This window comes from Mycoplasma sp. 394 (assembly GCF_054353895.1).
Window position 1 is genome coordinate 11,566 of record NZ_JBTHHL010000006.1, and the last position, 22,771, is coordinate 34,336.

Here is a 22,771-nt window from a genome sequence, read left to right on the forward strand (position 1 = left end):
ACAAAATATAAACTATTTAACTGTGTTAATTAATGTATATCGCATTTCTCTACCACCATATTCTTCTTCAAAGATAACTTTTGTAGCAGGTGATGGCGAAACATTTGGATCAGCTCATATTCTTGTGCTATTTACATATTTTTTTAAATCAAAATCTTCTAATTTTTGTTTACTTAATAGCAATTTTGGATATGTATAAATATATTCACTTAATTTTTTTCTTGTTATTGTCTTTTTACCGCCTTTTTCGGTAGTTTCTATTTCAAAAGAAAGGATATATCCTTGTTTTGTTAACATAAATATTCTTTCTTCATAATGATATGTTGGTTTTTTTATAGAAACTTTTACATCATTTGCAATACTAAATAATTTTTTCTTAGGGAAAAATGATGGTGGGATTTTTGATAAATCATTGCATTTAAGTTCACCCTCATCCTCACATTCATCGTCATCTTCATCAACATCAGAAGCTTTGCTATTTTCTCCCTCTATATCCTCATCTTTTTCATCGGATTCTTGTATTTTTTTAGAGTCTTCTGGTTTTTTCAGTTCTTCTTCTTTTTGTTTTTTTTCTTCTTCCTCTAGTTGATTATTATCTTTTTGATTTTCATTTTGTTCATCTTTCTCTTTATCATCATCATCTGTTTTTTGGGTTTTTGGTTCATTGAATGAGTTCTTTAGTTTCTCTAACAAACTTTGATTTTGTGTTTTTTCATCTTTTTTAGGTTCAATATAATTTTCTTCTTTTGGTTTTTCTACAATCTCTTTATTTTCTTGCTTATCATCTACTATTTCTTTCTTTTCTTTAGGTATTTCTCGTTCTAATGGTTCTTCAATTTCATAAAAATTATATCTTTGCACAACAAAATCAATTATCTCATTATTATCTGCTATAAAATAATCTTTATAAATCTTTTGTTTAGTCTCTGCATCATCAACAACATCTGCTTTAACAAATTCATCTGTTGCGATATTTGGTGACTGCATAAATTTAAATTTATCTAAATTAAATAACAAAAACAATCAATTCTCTTCGAACAACACCCTTTTTTCATCTTCTGCTTTTTCTGTTGTAAAATTTCTTTTAGTCTTAAATGTTTTATAGTCAAAAGAACCTTTGTCATAGGAAGAAATGAAATTATTTGAGTATCTTAATCAAGTTTTTAAAGAAGTTAAATACTCTTGTGCATTAATACTCTTTTGCTTTTTAATATACTTTTGAATATCTTCATTATTATCATACAATTTGTGTAAAATTTCTTGGATATAGCCGTTTTTTATAAAGTTATCTCATTTATCATTTTCTGCATTTACAGAATTATTTACTAAGAAACTAACTTCATTTTGCTGTGGCTTAGAACAAGAAATAGCAGCAAGCACTGGCATAATAAATAATCCTAAACTTATAGTTTTTCTAACTCATTTTTTCATTCTTTCAAACTCCAAACATAAATGCAGGTTCACCATATTTTTGTTTTTTCACCATTACATCTTCAAATTCTGGATATGCATTAGGATATTGATGTATAAATAATGTGTGAACAACTGATGAAACTAGCGGAAGTGAAATGGTATTTGCTTTTGAACTACCAAAATATCAATTCATTGCTTTCATAGATAATTTAGGATTTTCAGTATCTAGATTTTCTATTAAAATTCTGAAAACCATCTTTCCTTTACTAATATAATAGATAACACTATTTCGAAATTCTACGCTTTCAATTCCTTGAATCTTATTATCTAAATAATTGTCATAAAATCTAAATGGTGGATATGAAATTTTTGAATCAATTGATTTTTTGTATTCTGAACTTGCTGTTTTCCCATTTTGCAGTCCATCATAGACATATTCGATAAATTCAAAATCGAATTTGTTTATATTTGTGAAAAAATAATATCAATTTTGGGAGAATATTTCATTTTGTTTTATCGCAAAATCTCTAAAATGAACTCTTATATCAGATAATTGTTTTATTTTATTTACGAGTTGTGATTCTTTTTCAATTATTTGTTTACTGTTTATTTTAGGTGTGAATTTTAGTTCCTTTAAATCTGTTTCGATATCATCTATTTCATCTTCTATATTACTTAACTGTTCTTTATATTTTTGTAATAATTTATTATATTCCTGTGACATAGTCAAAAAAGTCTTTTCAATTTCATCTTTACTTTGCTTTTGGTTATTTATAAATTCAAGTTTTTTAACCTCTGAACCTTTAAACAGATCATTTAAAATATCATTAATAATAGCATCTGTTTTCTTTTGTTTAATGTCATAAGGATTTGAACTTATATCTTCTTCGTTTGATATCAAAGCACTTAGTTTTTCGCCTTGTGAATAATTGGTGCAAGAAACAGATATCAAAGGAACTAAAAATAATGAATTTAAAAATATTTTTTTAACTTTCATCACTGTCTCCCAGACTAAAACGAGAAATATAATTATATTTGTGGTTTAGATTGTATTCATAAATGCTTCGATGTAGCATTTCTGAATAATTTTCTCTTTCGAATAATTTTGCAAAATTTTGGTCTGTAAATTTTGCAAAAACTTCTTTTTTTATTTGTGCATCTGTTTTATTTTCATCTTCATCTATTATCTTTTTTTGGTAATTAAATAAACTATCAAGTGATTTTTTATATGCATCTTTTCAACTTTGGATAAATACATCATAAACTTCATTGAATGTCCCTAAAACTCTTGTGGTTAATATTTCAGGTAATATAAAAATATGCTTTTGAGGTTGGTTATTGACTTGTTTTTTATATACAAAAACAGTCATAATTGAGCCATCGGTAAGTTCTATAAATAATATTTTTGTATCTATATATTTATTTAACTCAGATGCTGCTTCTTTGTATTCATCTGGTATCAAATTAATGAATCTTTGTTCATAAATTTTCTTAATTTTGAATTTATTTATTTTATACAAAAGCGAATCAGTATTTTTTACTTCATCATCTTTGTTTTTAATCATTAACTTTTCAAACAACAAATCCTTTATATTTGTTGTTTGATTATTTAAATAATCACGATCATCTTTGAAATTTTCACCATATGGGTTATAAATAAAAGTGAATTTATTAATATTATTTAAATACCAAAACCAATTTTCATTTAACAATTTTGTTAAAACATTTATACCTTTTTTAGCATATTTACCAGTCAATTCACTTCGATCTTTCGAATTTACATAAATAAATAAAGGTGCATATGTTAAAGCAGATGATATATCTGATAAATAACCATTGTTTATTGAATTTTGTTCATTATAAAATTCGTTTTTAACTTGCTCGCTTGTGCTTTCATCAAAATAGTAACTATTAGCAATTGTTAATAAATCATCATTTTGATGAACTTGCTTTACTAAATAATTTCTGTAATCCACTTTACTTTCTTGTTTATTTGTATACGAGTTTATAAATTCGCTTTTGTTAGAGTTTATACTAACAAAAGCAGATACAAGTGATATCGCTGCTACACCCAAAACACTTGCTGATGTTATTAGACTAATTTTTAATCACTTTTTCATAAAAAACCTCTTCTAAATTATTTTCATTTGATCCAGAATACAAAATTTTGCCTTGATGAATCAGTGTAAATGAATCTACATATTTTTTAATTTCACTCAATATATGCGAACTTATAAAAATAGTTGTTCCGTTTTGGTGCAATTCTTTTAGTATTTTGAATAATTGATATCGTGCTGTTGGGTCTAAATTAGCAGCAGGTTCATCTAAAATTAATAATTCTGGATCATTCAGTAATGCTTGAATTAATAGAACTTTTTTCTTTTGACCTGATGAAAAATAAAAAGGTTTTTTGTTTTTTAGATCTAAAATACCGAAGTTTTCTAGCATCTGATCGATTTTTTGTAACAATTTTTCTTTTTCAGTTGCTTGTTTTAAATTTAACATCCCTAAATACTTTAAATATTCAAATGTAGTAATTTCTTTAGGGAATATAGTGTTTTCAGGAACATATCCTAATCTTTGTCTACTATCTGGTTTTTTAATGCTTATTCCATTTATTAAAACATCTCCTTGATAATTTATATATGATCCAATAATAGTCTTTATTGTTGTTGTTTTCCCTGCTCCGTTTTCTCCTATAAAAGCATGAAAACTTCCGGTTTTTACATCAAAATTTAAATCAAAAATACCAGTATTCTTCTTTTTTGAATAAAATTTACTTAAATTTCTAACTTCTAGAATATTCATTATTTATAATCCTTACGATAATATAATTTGTTATTTACTAATACCAATGCTGCTGATAAAATAATTCAAATCAAAAAGTAAATATTTTTTTCAACTACCTTTATATTTGTTCGACTTAGCTCATAAACATCTTCAACTGGTGTAAATAAATAATTGTTAGATTTGTTTAAATCATAGCGAATAATTATTTTTGAATTGTTTTTATCACCTGATACTTCTTGTTTTGCTACATAATAAGAATATCCACCTATATTGTAGTCAAAACCTTCTATATTAATTGTATATGTATCAGGATCATAATTATTATTAATATCATTATGTAAAATTGCATCAAAAAGTTTTGTGTCTAAATAAGAAAAATATCCATAATAAATCAATGCAACTGCTAAATAAATTTTCTTTTCTGTCAAACTCTTTATTAACTTGTTTTTTAAAGAACTTGGATCCAATACAACACTCTGAGTTTGTAATCTTAATAAATGACTATTTTCACTATTTAATGCATCTGAAAGATATTTAAAATAGATATCCTTGCTTTCAAGTTGCTGTGTATTTTGTGTTTTATTAAGCACTTGTTGATAAAATTTCTGTGCATAATCATCAAATGCCAAATCTGATAAAAGTTCCTTAATATATTTTCACTTTAGTTCACCTACAATATTTTGCGAAGAGTTATAAACAAATTTATCTTCCGGAAATTCAGTCTTAAAAGTATCAGCACCATCTCTTGCATAAATAATATTGGTATTAATTAAATTATTGAATATAGCTTGATTTTTAAGTGCTGTAGGCACCAAAAATGCATTTTTATTTACTATAACAGCAGGTTGAATAATTTGAGAATCAGGATTTTTAACTTCAGATGTGCTTTTTAACTTATCAGTTACACTATATTGTTTTAGATTAGATTTAGGTAAAAGAATATAATTATAGATATAAGAATCCTTGTTTTTATAAAACAAGTATTTGGATAAATTGCTGTCTTGTTCATCTGAAAATGCATTAAAAATATTAGCATTATTAATATTAAATATATCCAGCATTTGATAAGGTGTAATTAAATATGAATATATTTGTCAATCTCTAGCAGATGCTTTTGAAGTAGCAAAAGCTTTATCAAGAAATTCTTTTTGATTTTTATTGAATTCTGAACTCTCATATCCATTAGGAACTATGTAATATTTATCATATCCATTGTTTAAATAGAATTTTTCTGCATTTACTCTATTTCCTGATAAATGATTCTGATATGGTAAATTTAAATAATATGCATAATTATTTGCTGTTGAAGTGCTTTTGGCAGCAATTATGCTTCCACCTATTGCTAGCGGACTAAAAAGCAAAATAGGTAGTGTTATAGCGACTTTTGTGTTGATTTTGTAAGCAATCAAAGATGTGAATGTTCCAAATAAAATGTATGCTAGAAAGAATGTAGCAAGACTTATAAAGATTAAATATCACATAATTACTAATAGTTTTAAACTTGCCAGAATAAATATATTAGAGAACATAATTATAACAGCTCAATATAGTCCAAAAACTATATTAGAAAATGTTTTTGCTCATATAATGCTTTTTCTCGAAATAGATTTTGATAAAGTAAGTAATTCTATCCCTTCTTCTTCTAAATCTTTATATATATTAATAGTTTTTATTGCTGAAAAGAAAACTGTAATTAATAATTCAACAAAGATTACTATATAAAAGGATAACATTTTTTGTTTTGTATTTATATTTAGTTGACTAAATACTATTGAACTTATTATTGAAATTATAATCCATATAATGGGTACTATAATTGTGTTCTTTTTCTTCAAAATTAATTTATGTATAAAAAATACATAATAGAAAAACTTTTTCATTTGTCTCCTTATATTACTTAATAGTAATATATTAATATTATAGTATAGTAATATAAAAAAGCAAATTATTTTTAATTTTATGTTTTTCTTGCTTTTTTACTTTCACACAAGCATAAAAAACAAGAAAAAAACTACATATAAATTTATGTAGTCTTATTTTTCTTTGTATAAGCAATAATTTTTTGAATTAATTCTTCTTTTTCCATATCAGCATAACCAAAAATATTTAATTTTTCTCCTATTTTATGAAGCTGGCTAAGTGGCAATCTAATAAGTTTTTTATATTCTTCGCTTTCTTGTGGTTTCGGTTCTTGTGGTTGCTGTGTTTGCTGTGGATTTTGATTAGTAAATCCAAAAGGCGAAACAAAAGGATTATTACTTTGGTTTTGACTTGCATTTTGCATAAATTCTTTTAATGCCTTAGTTTGTAAGATAATAATAAATGTTTTTCTTATTCGACTTACTTCTCTTTGAACCAAAACAAACAATAACAAATAAATAAATAAAATAATTATCGATACAATAAATTTAAATAATATAATAGGATTTCCTTGCAAACCCTTGTAATTATTTGGAGTAAATAAGAAAATAGCTAATGTTATTATGTTGTATAAACTAATTAATCAATTAAATAACAATGCTCCATTAGATAAATAACCATAATTTTTTTCTTTCGTTGACCTTTGAACTGACATTACAAAAAAGATAATAGTTGAAGCATAAAACACTAATGAAAAAAATGTAGTTGTAATATCTTGTTTATATATAGAAGTAGCAGCACCTTGAATATCTTTTATTTGTTCATTTGGTTCAACAGTTTTATTGATTGTTTGATATAAATCTACATAAGAATTATAATTAAGACCTACAAATATAATTTGTGCTAAATATAAAGCAGTTAATACAGATAAAAGTCCGATAAAACTAAAAACTCAAATATTAAAATAGTTTTTGTATTTATCTCAAAGACTCTGTGTATCAGCAAATTGTTCGTTATAATACTTCTTCATTTTGTCCTTTCTTTGCTTCATATATTTTAATAAATTCATCAAAATCTAAATTAGCTACATCAAATTTTGAGTCTGGTTTGCTATAAAATTCTAGATATTTTTTGGTTATCGGATGCTCAAATTCTAATTTATATGCATGCAGTCTTTGACCCTTATCATCAACTGATTTACCATACAAAGGATCCCCATAAACAGGATTTCCTATATGTTTTAAATGAACCCTGATTTGGTGAGTTCTGCCTGTTTCTAATTCGCATTTAACTAATGTTTTAGGTAAATAATCAATATAAAAACTCTTAATCATTGTAATATGAGTTATAGCAGGTTTGGAATTTATATTTGTAATAGTCATCCTTTGTCTATCGATGTTCGAACGACCTATTGGTAGGTTTAAAAGTAACTTTTTATCTTCTATTATCCCATCGCATATTGCTAAATATTTACGATTTATTTGATGTTTTGCAAACTTCTCGGATAATAACTGGTGTACTAAATTATTTTTAGCAATTATTAATAAACCACTAGTATCCTTATCAATTCGATGCACTATCCCTGGACGCAATAATCCATTTTCATTAGATAAATTGTTTTTAAAATGATACAAAAGTCCGTTTACCAGTGTTCCACTAGTATGTCCAGGTGATGGATGCACCACAAGTCCACTAGGTTTATTAATTACTGATATATATTCATCATCATATATTATATTTAAATCCATTTTTTCAGGTTGAACATGAATTTCTTTATCTAAAACTTTCTGTATTTCTATGTTTTGCCCAACTGAAACAACAAATTTAGGTTTATTTACTAAAATTCCATCTACTCAAACTACTTTTTGTGCAATCAATTCTTTTATATCATTTCGAGAAATATTAGAATTATTTGCTATATATTTATCAATCCTCTCTGTATATTTGACTGTTAAATGTAACATTTTCAAATTATACCAAATTTAAAAAAGTCACACGAAAATATTGTCTTAATGTATAATTGAATTATGTTAGGATTTTTAGAAAAAAGAATGCAAAAGGCACTTGAAAAAGTGCAAAAAAAAGTTACCTTAAACGAAGAAGATATTTTGGTAATCATGCGCGACATCAAAATGGCACTTTTAGAAGCTGATGTTAACTTGCAAGTAGTCAAAGAATTTATTTCTAAGGTTAAAGAAAAAGCTTTAGAAGAAAAAATTGTCGGTAAACTTAACCCATCGCAACACTTCATCAAAATATTGCATAATGAACTTGTTGAAATACTTGGTTCAAAAGTAAAAGAAATTCAAATTAGCAAGCGACCTTATATAATAATGATGTGTGGTTTGCAAGGATCTGGTAAAACAACTGCAACAGCAAAACTCGCTTACTGATTCCGTAAGAAGAAAATGGTGACTAAACCATTAGTTATAGCTGCCGATATTTATCGTCCTGCTGCTGTTGAACAACTTGTGACATTAGCAAAAGGTATTCAAGTAGATTTTTATGAAGAAGGTATAAATAACAGTGTAGATAATATTGTTTCCACAGCAATGGCAGTAGCAAAAGAAAATCAAAATGATTTAATCATCATCGATACCGCAGGTCGTTTATCAATTGATGAAAAATTAATGGATGAATTAAAAAGATTAAAAAAGATTGCAAATCCAGATGAAATATTCTTTGTAACAGATGCTTTAAGTGGACAAGATGTTATTAATGTTGCAAAAACCTTTAATGAGGCATTAAAACTTACTGGGACTATAATTACTAAACTTGATTCTGATGCTCGTGGTGGTGCAGCATTAAGTTTAAGATATATCTTAAACCTACCGATTCGTTTTATCGGAACTGGTGAAAAAACATCTAATTTAGACTTGTTCTATCCTGAACGTATGGCTGATAGAATTTTAGGTATGGGTGATGTTATGTCTTTAATCGAAAAAGCCCAAGATGTAATTGATGAAGATAAAGCAACTAAAATGTTTCATAAAATGATTACAGGTGATTTTGGTTTAGATGATCTTCTTGAGCAAATTAACCAGGTAAAAAACCTTGGAAAGTTTTCTAAAATATTAAAAATGCTCCCTGGAAACCTTGCATCCAAAGTAGATGAAAGTCAAATAGAAAAAGCAGAAGAAAAGATGTATGTTTACCAAATTTTGATATCTTCTATGACAAAAAGAGAGCGTCAAAATCCAAAACTTTTAAAACAAGTTTCACGGAAAGAACGTGTATTAAAAGGTAGCGGTCGCTCTCCTCAAGAATTTAACAAACTTATTTCTGACTACGAAGCAATGGTAAAACGTATGACAGAAATGGCAAAATCACTTAAAAACGGAGGAGGATTGGGAGGATTAGGTGGAGGTTTTGGTTTCTAAAAAGTAAGTTCAATGAACTTGCTTTTTGTTTTTTTGCAAAAAGCATATAATTTTTCAAATAAGTAGTTATGAAGCAAGGAATGAAAAAATTTACTGGTTGATCACAAGGAACCAGAGCAGTAGAAGGTAAAAAAGAAGGTGAAAACTTTCTAAAGAACATTTTAAATATCCTAAATATACAAACTCTGCAACTAACACCTGGAAATAAATTTCACAGTGTTAAAAGCGAATTAGAACCAAACAACTATATGTCTCCTGATTTTGTTATAAATTGTCCTAATACATTTAAAATTAAATTCAAAAACCGACCACAATATTTATTTTTAGAAAGTAAATTCAAACAAATAAATGGTTCTGACTGAGAGAAATTAGAATCTAATTTTGGATATCATCATCACTTTTATAATAAGTTATCAGAATTATTCGATCAAGATATAAGAATTCAAACAATTGTTATATTGGTAGGTTTTTGAAAAATATTACAGAAAAATTATTGAAATTTTATAGATTATTACAAAAGCACATATGGTGAATTTGTCATATTTGATTTTGGTTTCAAAGAAGATATTTATACCTTTGCAAGATTAATGGATATTAAATTAAACAAAGAACAAGAACAAAAAATTGAAGAAGCTTGAATAAAAGTACACAAAATAGATTAATTAAATTTCTTTAAGATTTGATATATTACACCAGCGGGAATATGTGATGTTTCATTTGCTTCCCCTATTTGCTTTGTATTAAAATCACCAATAGTTTTTAATGCATATTTTTGTTTAGTTAATTTTCCTAATGTCATTGAAGTTTTCTTTAGTGATGAGTGTCCTTTATCCCCAATTTTATAACCTATATCAACATATCACCTACGATAATATTTATAGCATCCAAATTCATCAAGAACTTTTTTAACATGTCTAAAATCACCTGACCCATTAAGGTAATTTTTCTTATATTCAACATTTTCAATTCATTTATCATAATATTCTTTGGACACTTCTTCTCATTGAGTTTCATATGTTCTAGGTCTGCGATCTTTTTTTAATTCTATTTTTATATTTGAATAAAAGCAGCCAGATTTATTTTGTGGAAAATCATATGCACCATAACATGCAACATTTTCATAACCATTCAACCCTAAATTCACTCTTAAAAATTGAAATAGCATCGAACTTTCAGGATTTTCGATATATCAATATTTTGGTTTAAAAGTTTTTATCAAATTCACGGAATTGACTGCGCATTTTTCACCTAATCTCTTTATAAAAAGTTGTTTTGGTCCGTTAAGTCTTTTAGTAAAACCAGATTTAAGGTTTTCAAATTCTTCCAAACTTCTTTCGATAAGTTTGGAATTTTTGTCACCTTTTATTTCTTGTTTTCAAAAACAAGTTCCTCCTCCAACCATTGATAAAACCTTACTAAAAGACTGACACAATGTTGAACTAAGAATAATGTCAGGTTTTTGTATAGTGTTTTCTTTAATTAATTTATTAAAATCACTGATTATTGAATCAGAACTTAAATCGATATCTATATAAGTTTGGAAATTATTGTCAGTTTGACCACGAAAACTTTCTTTATGTGTTTTAACAACATCGAAAGTATAAACTTTGTAATATTGATCTAAATTATATTCTTTTATTGCTCTTGATACAGAATTGCAACCACCACCAAATAAATCTCAAATAATTTTCTTATTAAATGATTGCATTTTTCTCCTTATATTTATTTTATCAAATTCTTTAATTTTGCTTTCGTTAATCTGTATGCTTCTGAATATTAATTATTTCAATATTTTGTCCTTTTTTAATACTATTTTTATAAAAATCTAATAATAAGATATGATTATTTAATATATATGAGAGGATTTGATGGCAAAAATATTATCTAGGAAATTGTTAATAATACTTATCTTACTATTCACTTTCTTTTCAACTACATCTACTTTTTTATTGGTATATTTTACTACTGAACTGATAAGTCTACTACAAGAACAAAACCAACAATTTTATACAGATTTATATGCAGATATATCTTTAATATCTATATTTTTAATAAGTAGTATTATCAATGTTTTTCTTAGAAATAAGTTAGATAATTATATTTCAAAATTAGTAACGAATAATATTGTAGACAAAATCTTTAGTGTGCCAAATATCGAGCTTTCAATTTCAAAATCACAAGAAAATATTAATTGAATTAAACATAGAATCCCAGAATTTCGAAGTATTGTTTTAAAAACTTCTTTAGATGCAGCAACATCGTTCATAGTTAATATTGGAACATTATTTGTATTAATTGTCTTAAGTTATAAACTTGCTCTAATCGGTATAGGTGCACTTATATTACTACTTATTTTCCCTTCCTTTTTGAATCTAATAATTAATAAACATAAGCACACAAATAAACAAAAAGAAGCAAGATTTTTAAACTCTCTACAAACTACTTTTAACGGATTTAGGCTTTTTTACTACTTAGGGAATGATAGTCACATCATTAAGTATATAGATGAGATTTTGAAAAAGTGAATTATCAGAATAGATAAAGATCATTCCAAGATTAATATCATTGAAACAATTAACAATGGGTTTACCTTTATTATAGGACTCTTTTTAGTTTTTATTACAGGTTTTTTTATAGTCAACCAACATCAACCAGTTGCCATTATTTTTGTGCTACCGAGTTTCTTTGTCGCTTTTTCATCAAATATTCATAATTTAATTAAATTAAATTCAAAATTAAATGAATATAAAAGTTTTTATAAAAAATTTAATTTTGAATTTAAAGATGTACATCACGATTTTTCTAAAATTACTTTCGGTTCTATAAGCATTAACAATTTAACCTATCAAAATAATAATCATACAATCTTAAATAATATAAATTATGAATTTATCAAGGGTAAATCCTATGCAATAACAGCAAACGATAAAAATACTAGAAACTCATTTATCAACATACTTTTAAAACAAATAAATACATATAATGGACAAATAAGTTTTGATGGAGAAAATATAAATAATATAAATACAGCTCAATTTCTTAAAAGTATTAGTTATATAACTTCCCATTATAAGCTTTTTGATGATAGTCTTTATAATAACATTACACTATGAGAAGAAAATCAGGTAACTAAGGTTAAAGTGGTTTTAGATATTGTAGAACTAAAAAACTTAGATATTGATATGCAAATATCAGAGCAATCGCTAAATCGCAGTCAAAAACAGAGAATACACCTTGCTAGAGGACTTTGTGAAGATAATTCTATTATTATCTTAGATGATGCTTTTTCAAATGTTGAAATGAATTATTTAAATAAGATTTTTAGTTATCTTAAAACAAAAAATATTATCATCATCCATTCAACGGGTAGTATCAAAAATCTAAATCACTATGATTTTATTTTAAATCTTGATAATCAAACGGAGGAATATGAAGAAAGTATTTAAGGATATTAAATCAATATTTATATTTTTTACTCTTTTATCTATATTCATATCTTTAATTGCTATTGGTATTACTTTTTTAGAAGGATATGCAATTGATGCTTTATTAAAAAGATTTGAAGTAATTAAAGATCACGAGATATTGAATTTTGTTATTTTATTATCTGTTGTATGCTTAGCTTATTTTATTTCTTTAATCGGTAAATATTACTATCAAAAAATAAACAATAAGTTTGTTTTATATATATCAAAATCAATTACCAGCAACCTTTTTTCACAATTTAAAGATGCAAGTATCGAAGTAAAACAAACTTACTGTGTACAAGATATTTTTAAAGAAATAATCGATCAATCAAAAACTATTGATATTCATACTTTTATCCCTTTATCACAATCGATTTCTATTTTATTTACTTATTTAGCTATCATAATATTTTTTGCTATTACAAACTGAATTGCTTTAGTCTTACTCTTGGTAGTTTTAAGTTTTTGCTCGATAATCTATCTTATATTTGCTAAAAAACTTAAAAAAAATTCAAAAGAGAACAATGTCGCTTTTAAGCAACTTATAAATAAATTATCCTACTATATGAAAAGATATCCAGTTCTTTATTTTGCAAATAAAGAACATCTTATCAAGGAATTTATGCAACAAGAAATTTATAAATATTATCAAGCGAACTATAAATATAATTTTATAAATTCTATAAATGATAGTTTTATTAAAATTGTCCTAGAATTTGGTTCTTTCTTAGGTTTGGTTGTTTTAGGAACATTATATTTAAATCAAAATCCCTTTACATCAATTCGTTCAATTTATATATTTAAAAAAGTTATTGAATTATCTAAGAATCAATTACCTTTATTAGCAAATAATATAAAAGTATTAACGACATATAAACACGAATTTACTGTTTATAACTTTCACCACGGAGATTCTAAGAATTTAAGTTTTTAAGTTCATAAAAATCAATTTAATTTTGTAAAATTTAATAATGGAACACAAAAAGATAAAAAACTCTTTTTCACGTGAAGTAAAAAAAGAAATAATAAATCTAATTAAAAAAGATAATGAATTTGTTGCTTTTTTAAATGGCTTTATTTTTTCTAATGCGATTATGTCCGAAACCGAATTTGTTTTAAATATAAGAAATGAATATATTTTTGAAAAACTTGTTAAAAAATTTGAAAAAAAAGGTTTGAAATTTACCCCTAAACAAAGTAAAATAAAAATTAACAAAAAAGATTTTCAAATAAATTTTGAAAATGAAATGAACCAGCAACCTTCTTTCTTTTTTGCTGGTGTTTTTGTTGGTGGAGGAAGTATTTCAGATAAAAACTCTACTTCATATCACCTAGAATTAAAGACAAATTATTCAGAACATATAAAAACCATAATTGATAAACTTAATAAATACGAATTTGAATTTAACGTACTAGAAAGAAATTCAAAATTTATTGCTTATACTAAAAAACTTGATAATTTACTTGATTTTTTATCTGCAATAAGTGCTAAAAAATCTTGATTTTCTTTACAAAACATTAAGATAAATCGTGATATGGAAAATTTTTCAAATCGGCTGAATAATATTGATTTTTCAAATTTAAAGAAAGTTACAGATAGTGCAAAAAAACAATTCGATAATATTTGCTATATATATAATAATAATTTAATGAACCTTTTTAATGAAAATCAACTTATTGCATATAGAATAAGAATGGAAAATCCATGGATTTCATTAACTGATATAAAAAATACCCTAGAAGAACATCACAATATTTATATATCAAAAAGTGGAATTAGTCATTGATTTAGAAAGTTAGATAAAGTCGCAAAAGAAAGTCAGAAATAAGAGAAAAATATAATAAATTTTTTATATTTTTGTAATTTAGATATATGCTTTTTCGGAAAATTAAGATATTATAAATTTTAATACTTAATACCAGTTAAAAAAATATATTAATTTCTTTTGTTATCACTACACAAAAATACAAATATGATAAAATATAGAAGCAATAAATTTATTTAATTGCAGAAAGTAGATGAAATCTCACCTGATGGTCATAGCCTTGGGTTTAGCTACAATTAAATGTATCAAACTTCTGATACTTTTAAAGTAGGAGAGCGAATCAAACTTTTTTATAAGGAGACATTATCATACACGACAAAAGAAAAAAACCTACTTCAGAACATTATGTTAACAAAGATATTCCATTTCCAAAAGTTTTCTTAATCGGAAGTGGTGGTGAGAAATTAGGTGTTAAATATACTTCTGAAGCTATTGAAATAGCAAGAAACGAAAAAATGGATTTAGTTTTAATCAGTGTGGAACCTAAACCTATCGCTCGAATTTTAGATTACGGAAAATTTAAATATGATCGTAAAAAGAAACAAAAGGTTATTAAAGAAAAACAAACAACCATTCAAAATCGTGAAATCCGTTTGACTCCTATGATTGGTGAAAACGATTTAACTACCAAAGCAAAAAAAGCTCGCGAGTTTCTTTTTAAAGGTGATCGTATTAAGGTTTCTGTAAAACTTAGAGGACGCGAATTAGGTAGAAAAGACTTAGGTGAAAATATATTATGAAAGTTTTTATCTAAGGTCGAAGATATCTCTGATAAGACAACCGAACCAAAACTTGTAAATGAACGTTTCTTAGACATGAATCTCCAACCAAATAAAACAAAAATCGCTAAATACTTAAAAGAACAGAACCTAAATGCTCAGCATCAAGGTTCTATAGAAGGAGAAACAAATGCCAAAGATGAAAACTAAAAGTGCATTAAAAAAACGTATTAAAGTTACCGGAACAGGTAAGGTTATGAGAGAACAAGCCTTCCGTTCACATTTAGCACAAAACAAAACTACCAAACAAAAACGTCAAGCCCGTAAATCAACTCTTATGCACAGAAGCGACCTTAAAAGATTTAAATCATTGATTTAATCTTTCAGCTTGATATTTTATTAACTAAGAAAGGAAAATAAATATGGCAAGAGTTAAAGGTGGAACAGTTACAAGAGCAAGACGTAAAAAATGAATAAAATTAGCTAAAGGTTACTTTGGACATAAATCAATCGGTTATAAAGTCGCAAAACAAGCAGTTATAAAATCTTGAACATATGCATTTAGAGATCGCAAACAAGTAAAGAGAAATTTCCGTAAACTATGAATTGCACGGATTAATGCAGCAACCAGAGCAGAAGGACTTAGTTACTCAAGATTTATTAACGGACTTAAAAAAGCAAATGTTACAATCAACCGTAAGATGCTTTCAGAATTAGCAATCAACGAACCAAAAACTTTTTCTATGCTTGTTAAATTATCTAAGGAAGTTTAGAAAGCACAAAAGAGCAGATGCTCATTTGAGTCAAAATGCAATCTAAAAGCTACACTATAAAAATTAGGTTATTGTGTAGTTTTTTTGTATAACCACAAATTATTTTTCGATGATAAATTTACAATATTAACTTAACAAAAGCAAAAATAATTTTAAACTTACAAAATCATTAACCCTAAAAACTCATTTAATGTAGGATGTAGGCATGGTATCTCCCAATATCCTTCTTTACTGCTTTAAAAACCGTTTTTTTTTTTTTTTTTGGGTTTTAATTTATAATATATTATATGAAACAATATAAAAAATTAAAACATTTGATTTTAGGTGCATCATCAATTGGTGTTATTGCTGTTTCAGCAACAACTACTACAGCACAAAATCAAGATACAACTTCTGCAAGACACTATGATATTGCACCAGAAGTTCAATCTATTACTTATTTAAATAAAACATCCTTGATTTCTAGAGATGTTAATTTAGTTTATGAATCTAATATTGATCAAGCAACTAAAAATCGTCTAAAGGCTGCATTAGCATTTAGAAATATTACATCTTCAGAATCAAGAAATATAGTAGAAGGGAAAACTAATATTCTCGTAGGAATACAAGGTGATAGTGACACCTTAGTTGATGATCAAATTAAAAAAATTGATTCATCAAATGATTTTAATGCTTCTAATTTTGCTAAAAACGATTCATATGTAATTAAAACACAAGATAACTATATTGAACTTTTAGCTAAAGATTCTGATGCTGCTTATTTTGGTGCTACTACTTTATGACATATCTTTCAACAACTTGATGGATATAAAATAGAAGACTTTACCATTAATGACTATGCTGATATTAAAATGCGTGGAATGATGGATTCGTGAAAATTATATTCATATGCTCCAACTCAAAGTAAGCAAGATATTATTAACTTAATGAATTTTGCATCGTTTTATAAACTTAATACCTACATCTGAAACCCAGATCAAAAAATCTTAGGAGAAAATAAATCAAATCGCAATCAAATTGATAGCAAACCTGGTTGAAGTGTGTTATACACAGCAGATGAACTAAAAGATCTCAAAGATATCACCGAAGCATCAAAACAAAGTCACGTTCACTTTGTTTATACATTAGATGCACTAGGTGATTTTAATGCTAAAAATTCTTCACAAACATATACTGATGCTGAATATCAAAAAGATTTAGGATTACTTAAAGAAAAATTATTACAAGTTATCAAAGATGGTGGAGTTCGTCATATAGGAATATTATCACCAGGTGAAGATTCTGTAAAAGTATTGCAGTTATTTAATGATTTAGTAAGTTGATTAAAACAGTTACAAACAGCCTATCCAGATTTAAGCACTCAAATTCTATTTGAAGGTAAATATGGTTATGGTGGTTCTGATTTTACTGATACTAATCACACATCGTTAAATACGGGATATCTACCTTATTATGCTAATTTACCACACGAAGTAATTCCTTTTTTAATTAACGATGCATCAAAAAGATATATTGATGCTTTTACAGTTGATAGATATTCATCTGATTCATATAATATCAAACCTGTGTTTCACAAAACTTTTTCAGTTGATTTAGCAGATAATTCTTGACTACAAAATACCATATTAACTCGTGGAGCAGAAGATTTAATTAAGTTATCTAATAATAACAACGACAATGTTAATCCAGATAAATTTAGTGGATTGGTATTAACTGATGTTAATATCCATCCACAATTTTCTTTGTTTTCATATTATGATTTAGCTAACATCTCTTGAAAAATCTTACCTACACACTCAAATTCACGAAATGAAGCAAAGAAAAAGTTATACTACGATTCGTTTAAAGTGGTTGCATCAAATACACTCCTTGATACTCCAGCATCAATTGCTTTGCGACATGTTGCTAAATATTTATCAGTCGAGTATGCTGGACAAATTAATGTGTTTGGTGATGATCCTTTAAAAGAAGCGGCTACTAATTTTTCAAAATTAGATTTATATACAGGTAATCATTCTACACAAGCGAATGCATATTTAGAACAATTAGATAATATTATTTCTGAAATTCAGTTACTACAAGATAACAAGGATAATTCATTATTTTTAGCAAACATCAAAGATAACTACTTATCTGCAGTTAAAGATATGTTTTCAGCATATAAATATTATGTGCTAGCTTATTTAGAAAACCAAAAAGTTGCTCCAGTTTTAGACCGAGTAGTTAATTTATATAACATCGGTCAAACTTATTTACAAAATTTTGCAACTTACAAATATGGTGATCCAAAATATGGACAAGTGATTATTAAAAACTTAAATGTAGGTGCAGATGTAATGAAAAATCTGCAATCATATCTACAAGATATAGTTTCAAAATATCTTGATAAAGTTCAACCAGTAGGTGATGATGATAGTGATAACCAACCCAGTGTCATTACTTCAATGTCAGATCCGTCTAATGCTTCACTTTCAGATATTTTTATCTTAGGAAATCAAAGACAACTAGTTTATAAAAATAATGGTAGGGGAAATAAAAAAATCAAAACAGGGGATTGATTTGGTGTTTCATTTAAAAAACCAATTCATGCTAAAGATTTACAAGTAAAATTTGGTTCTAATAATAATAATGACAATGAATACTTTAAATCCTTTAAAGTACAATATCAACTTTATGGACAAAGTGATTGAAACGATTTGCAAAAAGATGCAAATACACAAAATCAGCAATCAAGTGGTTCAACTAGTAACGATTACACATTAAATGCTAGAGCATTAACTACCACTACCGATAATAATAAATGAAATATTAGTGTAAATAAAGATAATATATCTGCAATTAGAATTGTAGATACAGAACCTGCAAACACCCAGAGAAATGCTTGGTTTAGAATTTATGAATTTGTTGTAAATACTGATTCTGCACCTAGAATCGGGAAAATTTCAGATAATTTACAAATTTCAGAAGATAATGAAAATCATAACAGTGCTGATTCATCGAATAAACAAACTTTTAATTCTAATAATATAACCAATGTTCAAAAATCAATCTTTGATTTATCTACTAATATAAATAACTTTGCTAATAACAAATACATCCAATTTAAATTAGCAAATGAATCAGAAGTTACATCGGTAGTCATTGAACAAGGTAATAGTAAATTAAATTCAGGGGTGGTAGAATATTGAGATTCACATGCATTGAGCACTTCTAATAATGATGCTTCTACAACAGGTACTTGAAAATTATTTGGTAACATCCGTAGTGGTGCATATCAAATTATCCGTGGTCAAGCTCATGCTCAATTTTTTAGAATTAGATCAACAGATACATCACTAACAGGAACTTGAAATCTTGTTTCATTACATCTTTTCGGGCCTTCAAATCAGTTTTTATATACTGATAAAGATGATTCAAATAAAACTAATTTATTTACCACGAAGTTAAATAATAATGAATTTAACTTGTTTGTAGCAACCCCTAATTCTACAACTGCATCATCTTCACAAACTCAAACAACACAAATTACTTTAAATGATGACAAATATGTTGGATTAGACTTATTAAGAATGTATGAACTTACTAATATTAAGTTTAACGGAAATGCTACACTAGATAACAAAGTTGTTTTAGAAACATCAAGAAACGGAATTGAATGAACACAATATACAGGAACACTTGATGATACTAATAAGTTTGCTCGTTATATCCGTGTTAAAAGAGCAACAAATCAAACACCTTCTTTTTCAAATTTAGATGTAAGTGTTCAAAAACCTAAATCATTTGGTACATTGCTTGGTTCAAATGTGCAAATTATTAATGGTTGAGGTAATGATACTCGTTATTCAGATTCTGCATTAGACGGGGATTATACTACATCTGATAATTTTAAAGGATGACCAAAAAGAAATGATTATATTTTATATGATTTAGGTAAACCTACTACGCTTCAATCCCTTAAACTTTATGTAGATCCCAACACATCTGATTATCCAAGATTCTTTAAGATATATGTTTCAGAAACAAATAGCAACGAATCAAATAGCTGACATGAAATATTTTATTCAGGGAACAAACAAGCTACATCTAATTCATCTACCACTGTAACAGGACCAACCACCTTAGCAGCAGTTAAAGATTTTCAATATCTTTTTGATAACACTCTATCAGATCAGAGATTAAATTATATGGTTAAAGTTGATCCTCAACGCAACAACTTTACCTATTTTGAAGCAGATGCTAGCAAGATTGCTGCATTAAATAACAAAAATATTAGATATGTAAAAATTGTATTTACCAAAGATATAAATGACTTATTACAAGGAACATCGCATAATAAAAATCGTGGTGTAACAATTAATGAAATTGTAATTAATGATAAATGAGATAATGTACCACATTCTGATGCAAGATTTACAGGCGCTAATTATGAACCTACTTTAAAGATTAATTCACCTAAATACTTTGTAGATGGTGATTATTATACATACTGAACACCTGCTCAAAATAATGGAAATTTAAAATTCTATATCAATCCACAAACATATAATGATAAAGATGTTAATGTCTTTTCTGATGGTAGCGCACAAGATGCAACATTTAATGCAATCTGATATAATACAACTACCAATAAAGAAGAAATTACTAAATTAGGAACCTTAAACCTTGAAGCGCTGAGTTTTTCACTTAAAAACTCAGATAATACTAAAAAACTAGTAGGATTCCAAATTAATTGAACAGATAAAAAACCTTTAATTTATGAAATTTCTCCATCTCCACGAGAAACTCAAGACAGCGGAGATCAAACAAATAAACCAACCTTAGCAACCCTAAAAGAATCTTTAGCAACCGCTCCAACTGGATATAATGATTGAACTCAAGATTCTAAAACTCGTTTTGATAAAATAAAGACATCAATTGATGCGATGGCTGCTGAAAATGTTGCATTAACTGATCGTTCACTTCATCAACTTAAAGTTGCTGTTGATGCCGCTAAAGCAGGAACACCAGCAGTTTCGACAGCGAATGTTGCAATCTTAAATAACATCATCAACACTGCATATTCTAATCAATCATACATTCAAGATGCCAACTATGCTAAATATCAATTCTTATTAGATCAAGTGAAACAAATGGCTACTAATCCATCAAAATATTCAAATGATGATTTTAATGAATTAAAATCGCAGCTGGATGCAGCTAAACAAGGATTAAAATATTCTACATATAACCAACAAGTAGCTGAATTTAATCTCAAAGAACTTGATAATCTGAATGCAAATCACTATGATCCGCAAACTTATGCACAACTACAAGAAACTAAAAAAGCACTTGAAGCAAAAATCAAGGATGGAACTGCTACTATCGATGATTTTGTTAAACTTAATGCCCAAGTTGCTTCCAAAGTCGAAGAGCTAAAACCAAATGATTTAGGAACTACATATACAAAGCTAGCAGATGCAATTACTAAAGCAAAAGCATTTATTGTAGAAAATGCTTTAAAATTCCCACAACAATCACAACAATTACAAAAACAAATCGATCAATGACAAGCAACTTTAAACAACAAAGATGCTAAGTTAGAGGATTTACAAAAAGCTTTAGATCGGATGAATCATGCTAATGAAGATTCACAAACTCAAAAAGATGAATTAGTTGCTTCATTGGATAATTTATTAACACCACTTGCTAATACTGATGAAATCTATACCAATGATTCATACCAAGCATATCTTGATACAATCAATCAAATTAAAACAATCAATCATGATCCATCGATGTTAACTGCATCAGATATCCAAAAATATGTAAAACAAATTCAAGATGCACAAAGTATGTTAGCAATTTCACCAACCAAACTTGAAACTGCTAAAAAACAAGCTGTCACATTGACCGAAGGCCTAGATTCAGAAGTTCAACAAGAATTTAAAGATCAACTTGCAAAAGCAAAAGATACTGCTGCATTAGCTAAAATCATTAATGCAATTAATGATAAAGTGCAACAAAGCAAGAAAAATAAAGAAGTTTTATCTAATAGCATCAAACGTTTATTAGATAAACTAACAAATGAAAAACTCAAAGCAGACTTAGAGCAAGAAGTTAAGGAAGCTAAAACCGAAAATGAATTAGCAAACTTTAAATCAAAAGTGTTACAACTATTAAGTCCAAAACCAACCTTACCTACTCAGCCAGATACACCAGAAAATGGTGATAATGATACTCAAAAACCAGAGCAAGGCGGAAGCACTAATAACCCATCAAATACCGAAGGTTCAAAACCACAAGAAGGAGGCAATAGTGGATCAACAACCACTCCACCTACTTCCGAAAACAAACCAAAAGACCAAAATCCACAAGATAATAAAAATGCACAAACATCAAAAACTGTTGAAAAATCTACTGGACCAACTGGTGGAGCAATTGCTGGTATTGTAATCGCTGTATTAGCATTTGTTCTCGGTATAGCAACCTTTGGATATACTTGATTTAAAAACAAGAAGAAAAAATCAAATCAATAATTTTTAAAAACATCGCATCTGCGAT

17 protein-coding genes are annotated in these 22,771 nt (G+C 26.9%); 9 read left to right on the plus strand and 8 right to left on the minus strand.

The genetic code is table 4. The features are described from left to right. Nucleotides 1-12 precede the first annotated feature (12 nt). From ACXYRQ_RS02795 to ACXYRQ_RS02825, 7 genes are all read right to left on the minus strand, one after another. On the minus strand, nt 13-1,431 hold the full coding sequence (locus ACXYRQ_RS02795) for an aromatic motif membrane protein (protein ID WP_458614745.1): 1,419 nt from the start codon (nt 1,429-1,431) through the stop codon (nt 13-15). Continuing rightward, a complete protein-coding gene (locus tag ACXYRQ_RS02800) occupies nt 1,415-2,410 on the minus strand; it encodes an aromatic motif membrane protein (protein ID WP_458597707.1) in 996 nt (331 codons plus the stop codon). The genes ACXYRQ_RS02795 and ACXYRQ_RS02800 overlap by 17 nt, the downstream gene beginning before the upstream one ends. Continuing rightward, complete coding sequence (locus ACXYRQ_RS02805) at nt 2,400-3,533, minus strand: aromatic motif membrane protein (protein WP_458607518.1); 1,134 nt, start codon at nt 3,531-3,533, stop codon at nt 2,400-2,402. Before ACXYRQ_RS02805 ends, ACXYRQ_RS02800 begins: the two co-directional genes overlap by 11 nt. Next, entirely contained in the window at nt 3,511-4,221 is a 711-nt protein-coding gene (locus ACXYRQ_RS02810; protein WP_458597711.1) for an ABC transporter ATP-binding protein, read from the minus strand. The genes ACXYRQ_RS02805 and ACXYRQ_RS02810 overlap by 23 nt, the downstream gene beginning before the upstream one ends. Next, nucleotides 4,221-5,936 carry an ABC-2 transporter permease gene (locus ACXYRQ_RS02815; RefSeq protein ID WP_458614747.1) on the minus strand — a complete coding sequence of 572 codons (1,716 nt, stop codon included), beginning with the start codon at nt 5,934-5,936 and terminating at the stop codon, nt 4,221-4,223. Before ACXYRQ_RS02815 ends, ACXYRQ_RS02810 begins: the two co-directional genes overlap by 1 nt. A 290-nt stretch (nt 5,937-6,226) precedes the next feature. After that, nucleotides 6,227-7,093 carry a hypothetical protein gene (locus ACXYRQ_RS02820; protein ID WP_458614749.1) on the minus strand — a complete coding sequence of 289 codons (867 nt, stop codon included), beginning with the start codon at nt 7,091-7,093 and terminating at the stop codon, nt 6,227-6,229. Then, a complete protein-coding gene (locus ACXYRQ_RS02825) occupies nt 7,077-8,027 on the minus strand; it encodes an RluA family pseudouridine synthase (RefSeq protein WP_458614011.1) in 951 nt (316 codons plus the stop codon). Before ACXYRQ_RS02825 ends, ACXYRQ_RS02820 begins: the two co-directional genes overlap by 17 nt. Nucleotides 8,028-8,090: 63 nt before the next feature. Between ACXYRQ_RS02825 and ffh the strand changes: the two genes are divergently transcribed. Both ffh and ACXYRQ_RS02835 read left to right on the plus strand, forming a co-directional pair. Further along, nucleotides 8,091-9,443: a signal recognition particle protein gene (gene ffh / locus ACXYRQ_RS02830; protein ID WP_458597719.1), complete on the plus strand. Its 1,353-nt coding sequence runs from the start codon at nt 8,091-8,093 to the stop codon at nt 9,441-9,443. Between the two features lie 80 nt (nt 9,444-9,523). Continuing rightward, the gene (locus ACXYRQ_RS02835) at nt 9,524-10,105 is read left to right on the plus strand and encodes a hypothetical protein (protein ID WP_458614750.1); all 582 of its coding nucleotides are present in this window, start codon (nt 9,524-9,526) and stop codon (nt 10,103-10,105) included. On the opposite strand, the gene ACXYRQ_RS02840 is transcribed toward ACXYRQ_RS02835, so the two are convergent. After that, on the minus strand, nt 10,102-11,151 hold the full coding sequence (locus tag ACXYRQ_RS02840) for a hypothetical protein (protein WP_458614752.1): 1,050 nt from the start codon (nt 11,149-11,151) through the stop codon (nt 10,102-10,104). The genes ACXYRQ_RS02835 and ACXYRQ_RS02840 overlap by 4 nt on opposite strands. Nucleotides 11,152-11,311: 160 nt before the next feature. Here ACXYRQ_RS02840 and ACXYRQ_RS02845 point away from each other — a divergent pair, with 160 nt between their 5' ends. The 7 genes from ACXYRQ_RS02845 to ACXYRQ_RS02875 all read left to right on the plus strand — a co-directional run bounded on the left by ACXYRQ_RS02845 (nt 11,312) and on the right by ACXYRQ_RS02875 (nt 22,746). Beyond that, nucleotides 11,312-12,889: an ATP-binding cassette domain-containing protein gene (locus ACXYRQ_RS02845; protein WP_458614754.1), complete on the plus strand. Its 1,578-nt coding sequence runs from the start codon at nt 11,312-11,314 to the stop codon at nt 12,887-12,889. Further along, a complete protein-coding gene (locus ACXYRQ_RS02850) occupies nt 12,873-13,844 on the plus strand; it encodes an ABC transporter transmembrane domain-containing protein (RefSeq protein WP_458614756.1) in 972 nt (323 codons plus the stop codon). The genes ACXYRQ_RS02845 and ACXYRQ_RS02850 overlap by 17 nt, the downstream gene beginning before the upstream one ends. Before the next feature lie 37 nt (nt 13,845-13,881). After that, nucleotides 13,882-14,739: a DNA-binding protein WhiA gene (whiA, locus tag ACXYRQ_RS02855; protein WP_458614758.1), complete on the plus strand. Its 858-nt coding sequence runs from the start codon at nt 13,882-13,884 to the stop codon at nt 14,737-14,739. 305 nt (nt 14,740-15,044) lie between these two features. Further along, complete coding sequence (infC, locus tag ACXYRQ_RS02860; RefSeq protein WP_458614789.1) at nt 15,045-15,665, plus strand: translation initiation factor IF-3; 621 nt, start codon at nt 15,045-15,047, stop codon at nt 15,663-15,665. After that, nucleotides 15,646-15,834 carry a 50S ribosomal protein L35 gene (gene rpmI / locus ACXYRQ_RS02865; RefSeq protein ID WP_435129700.1) on the plus strand — a complete coding sequence of 63 codons (189 nt, stop codon included), beginning with the start codon at nt 15,646-15,648 and terminating at the stop codon, nt 15,832-15,834. The genes infC and rpmI overlap by 20 nt, the downstream gene beginning before the upstream one ends. A 43-nt stretch (nt 15,835-15,877) precedes the next feature. Next, nucleotides 15,878-16,228, plus strand: a complete 351-nt coding sequence (gene rplT / locus ACXYRQ_RS02870) for a 50S ribosomal protein L20 (RefSeq protein WP_458607508.1) — start codon at nt 15,878-15,880, stop codon at nt 16,226-16,228. Between the two features lie 287 nt (nt 16,229-16,515). Then, entirely contained in the window at nt 16,516-22,746 is a 6,231-nt protein-coding gene (locus ACXYRQ_RS02875; RefSeq protein ID WP_458614760.1) for a glycoside hydrolase family 20 zincin-like fold domain-containing protein, read from the plus strand. The last annotated feature ends 25 nt before the right edge of the window (nt 22,747-22,771 follow it).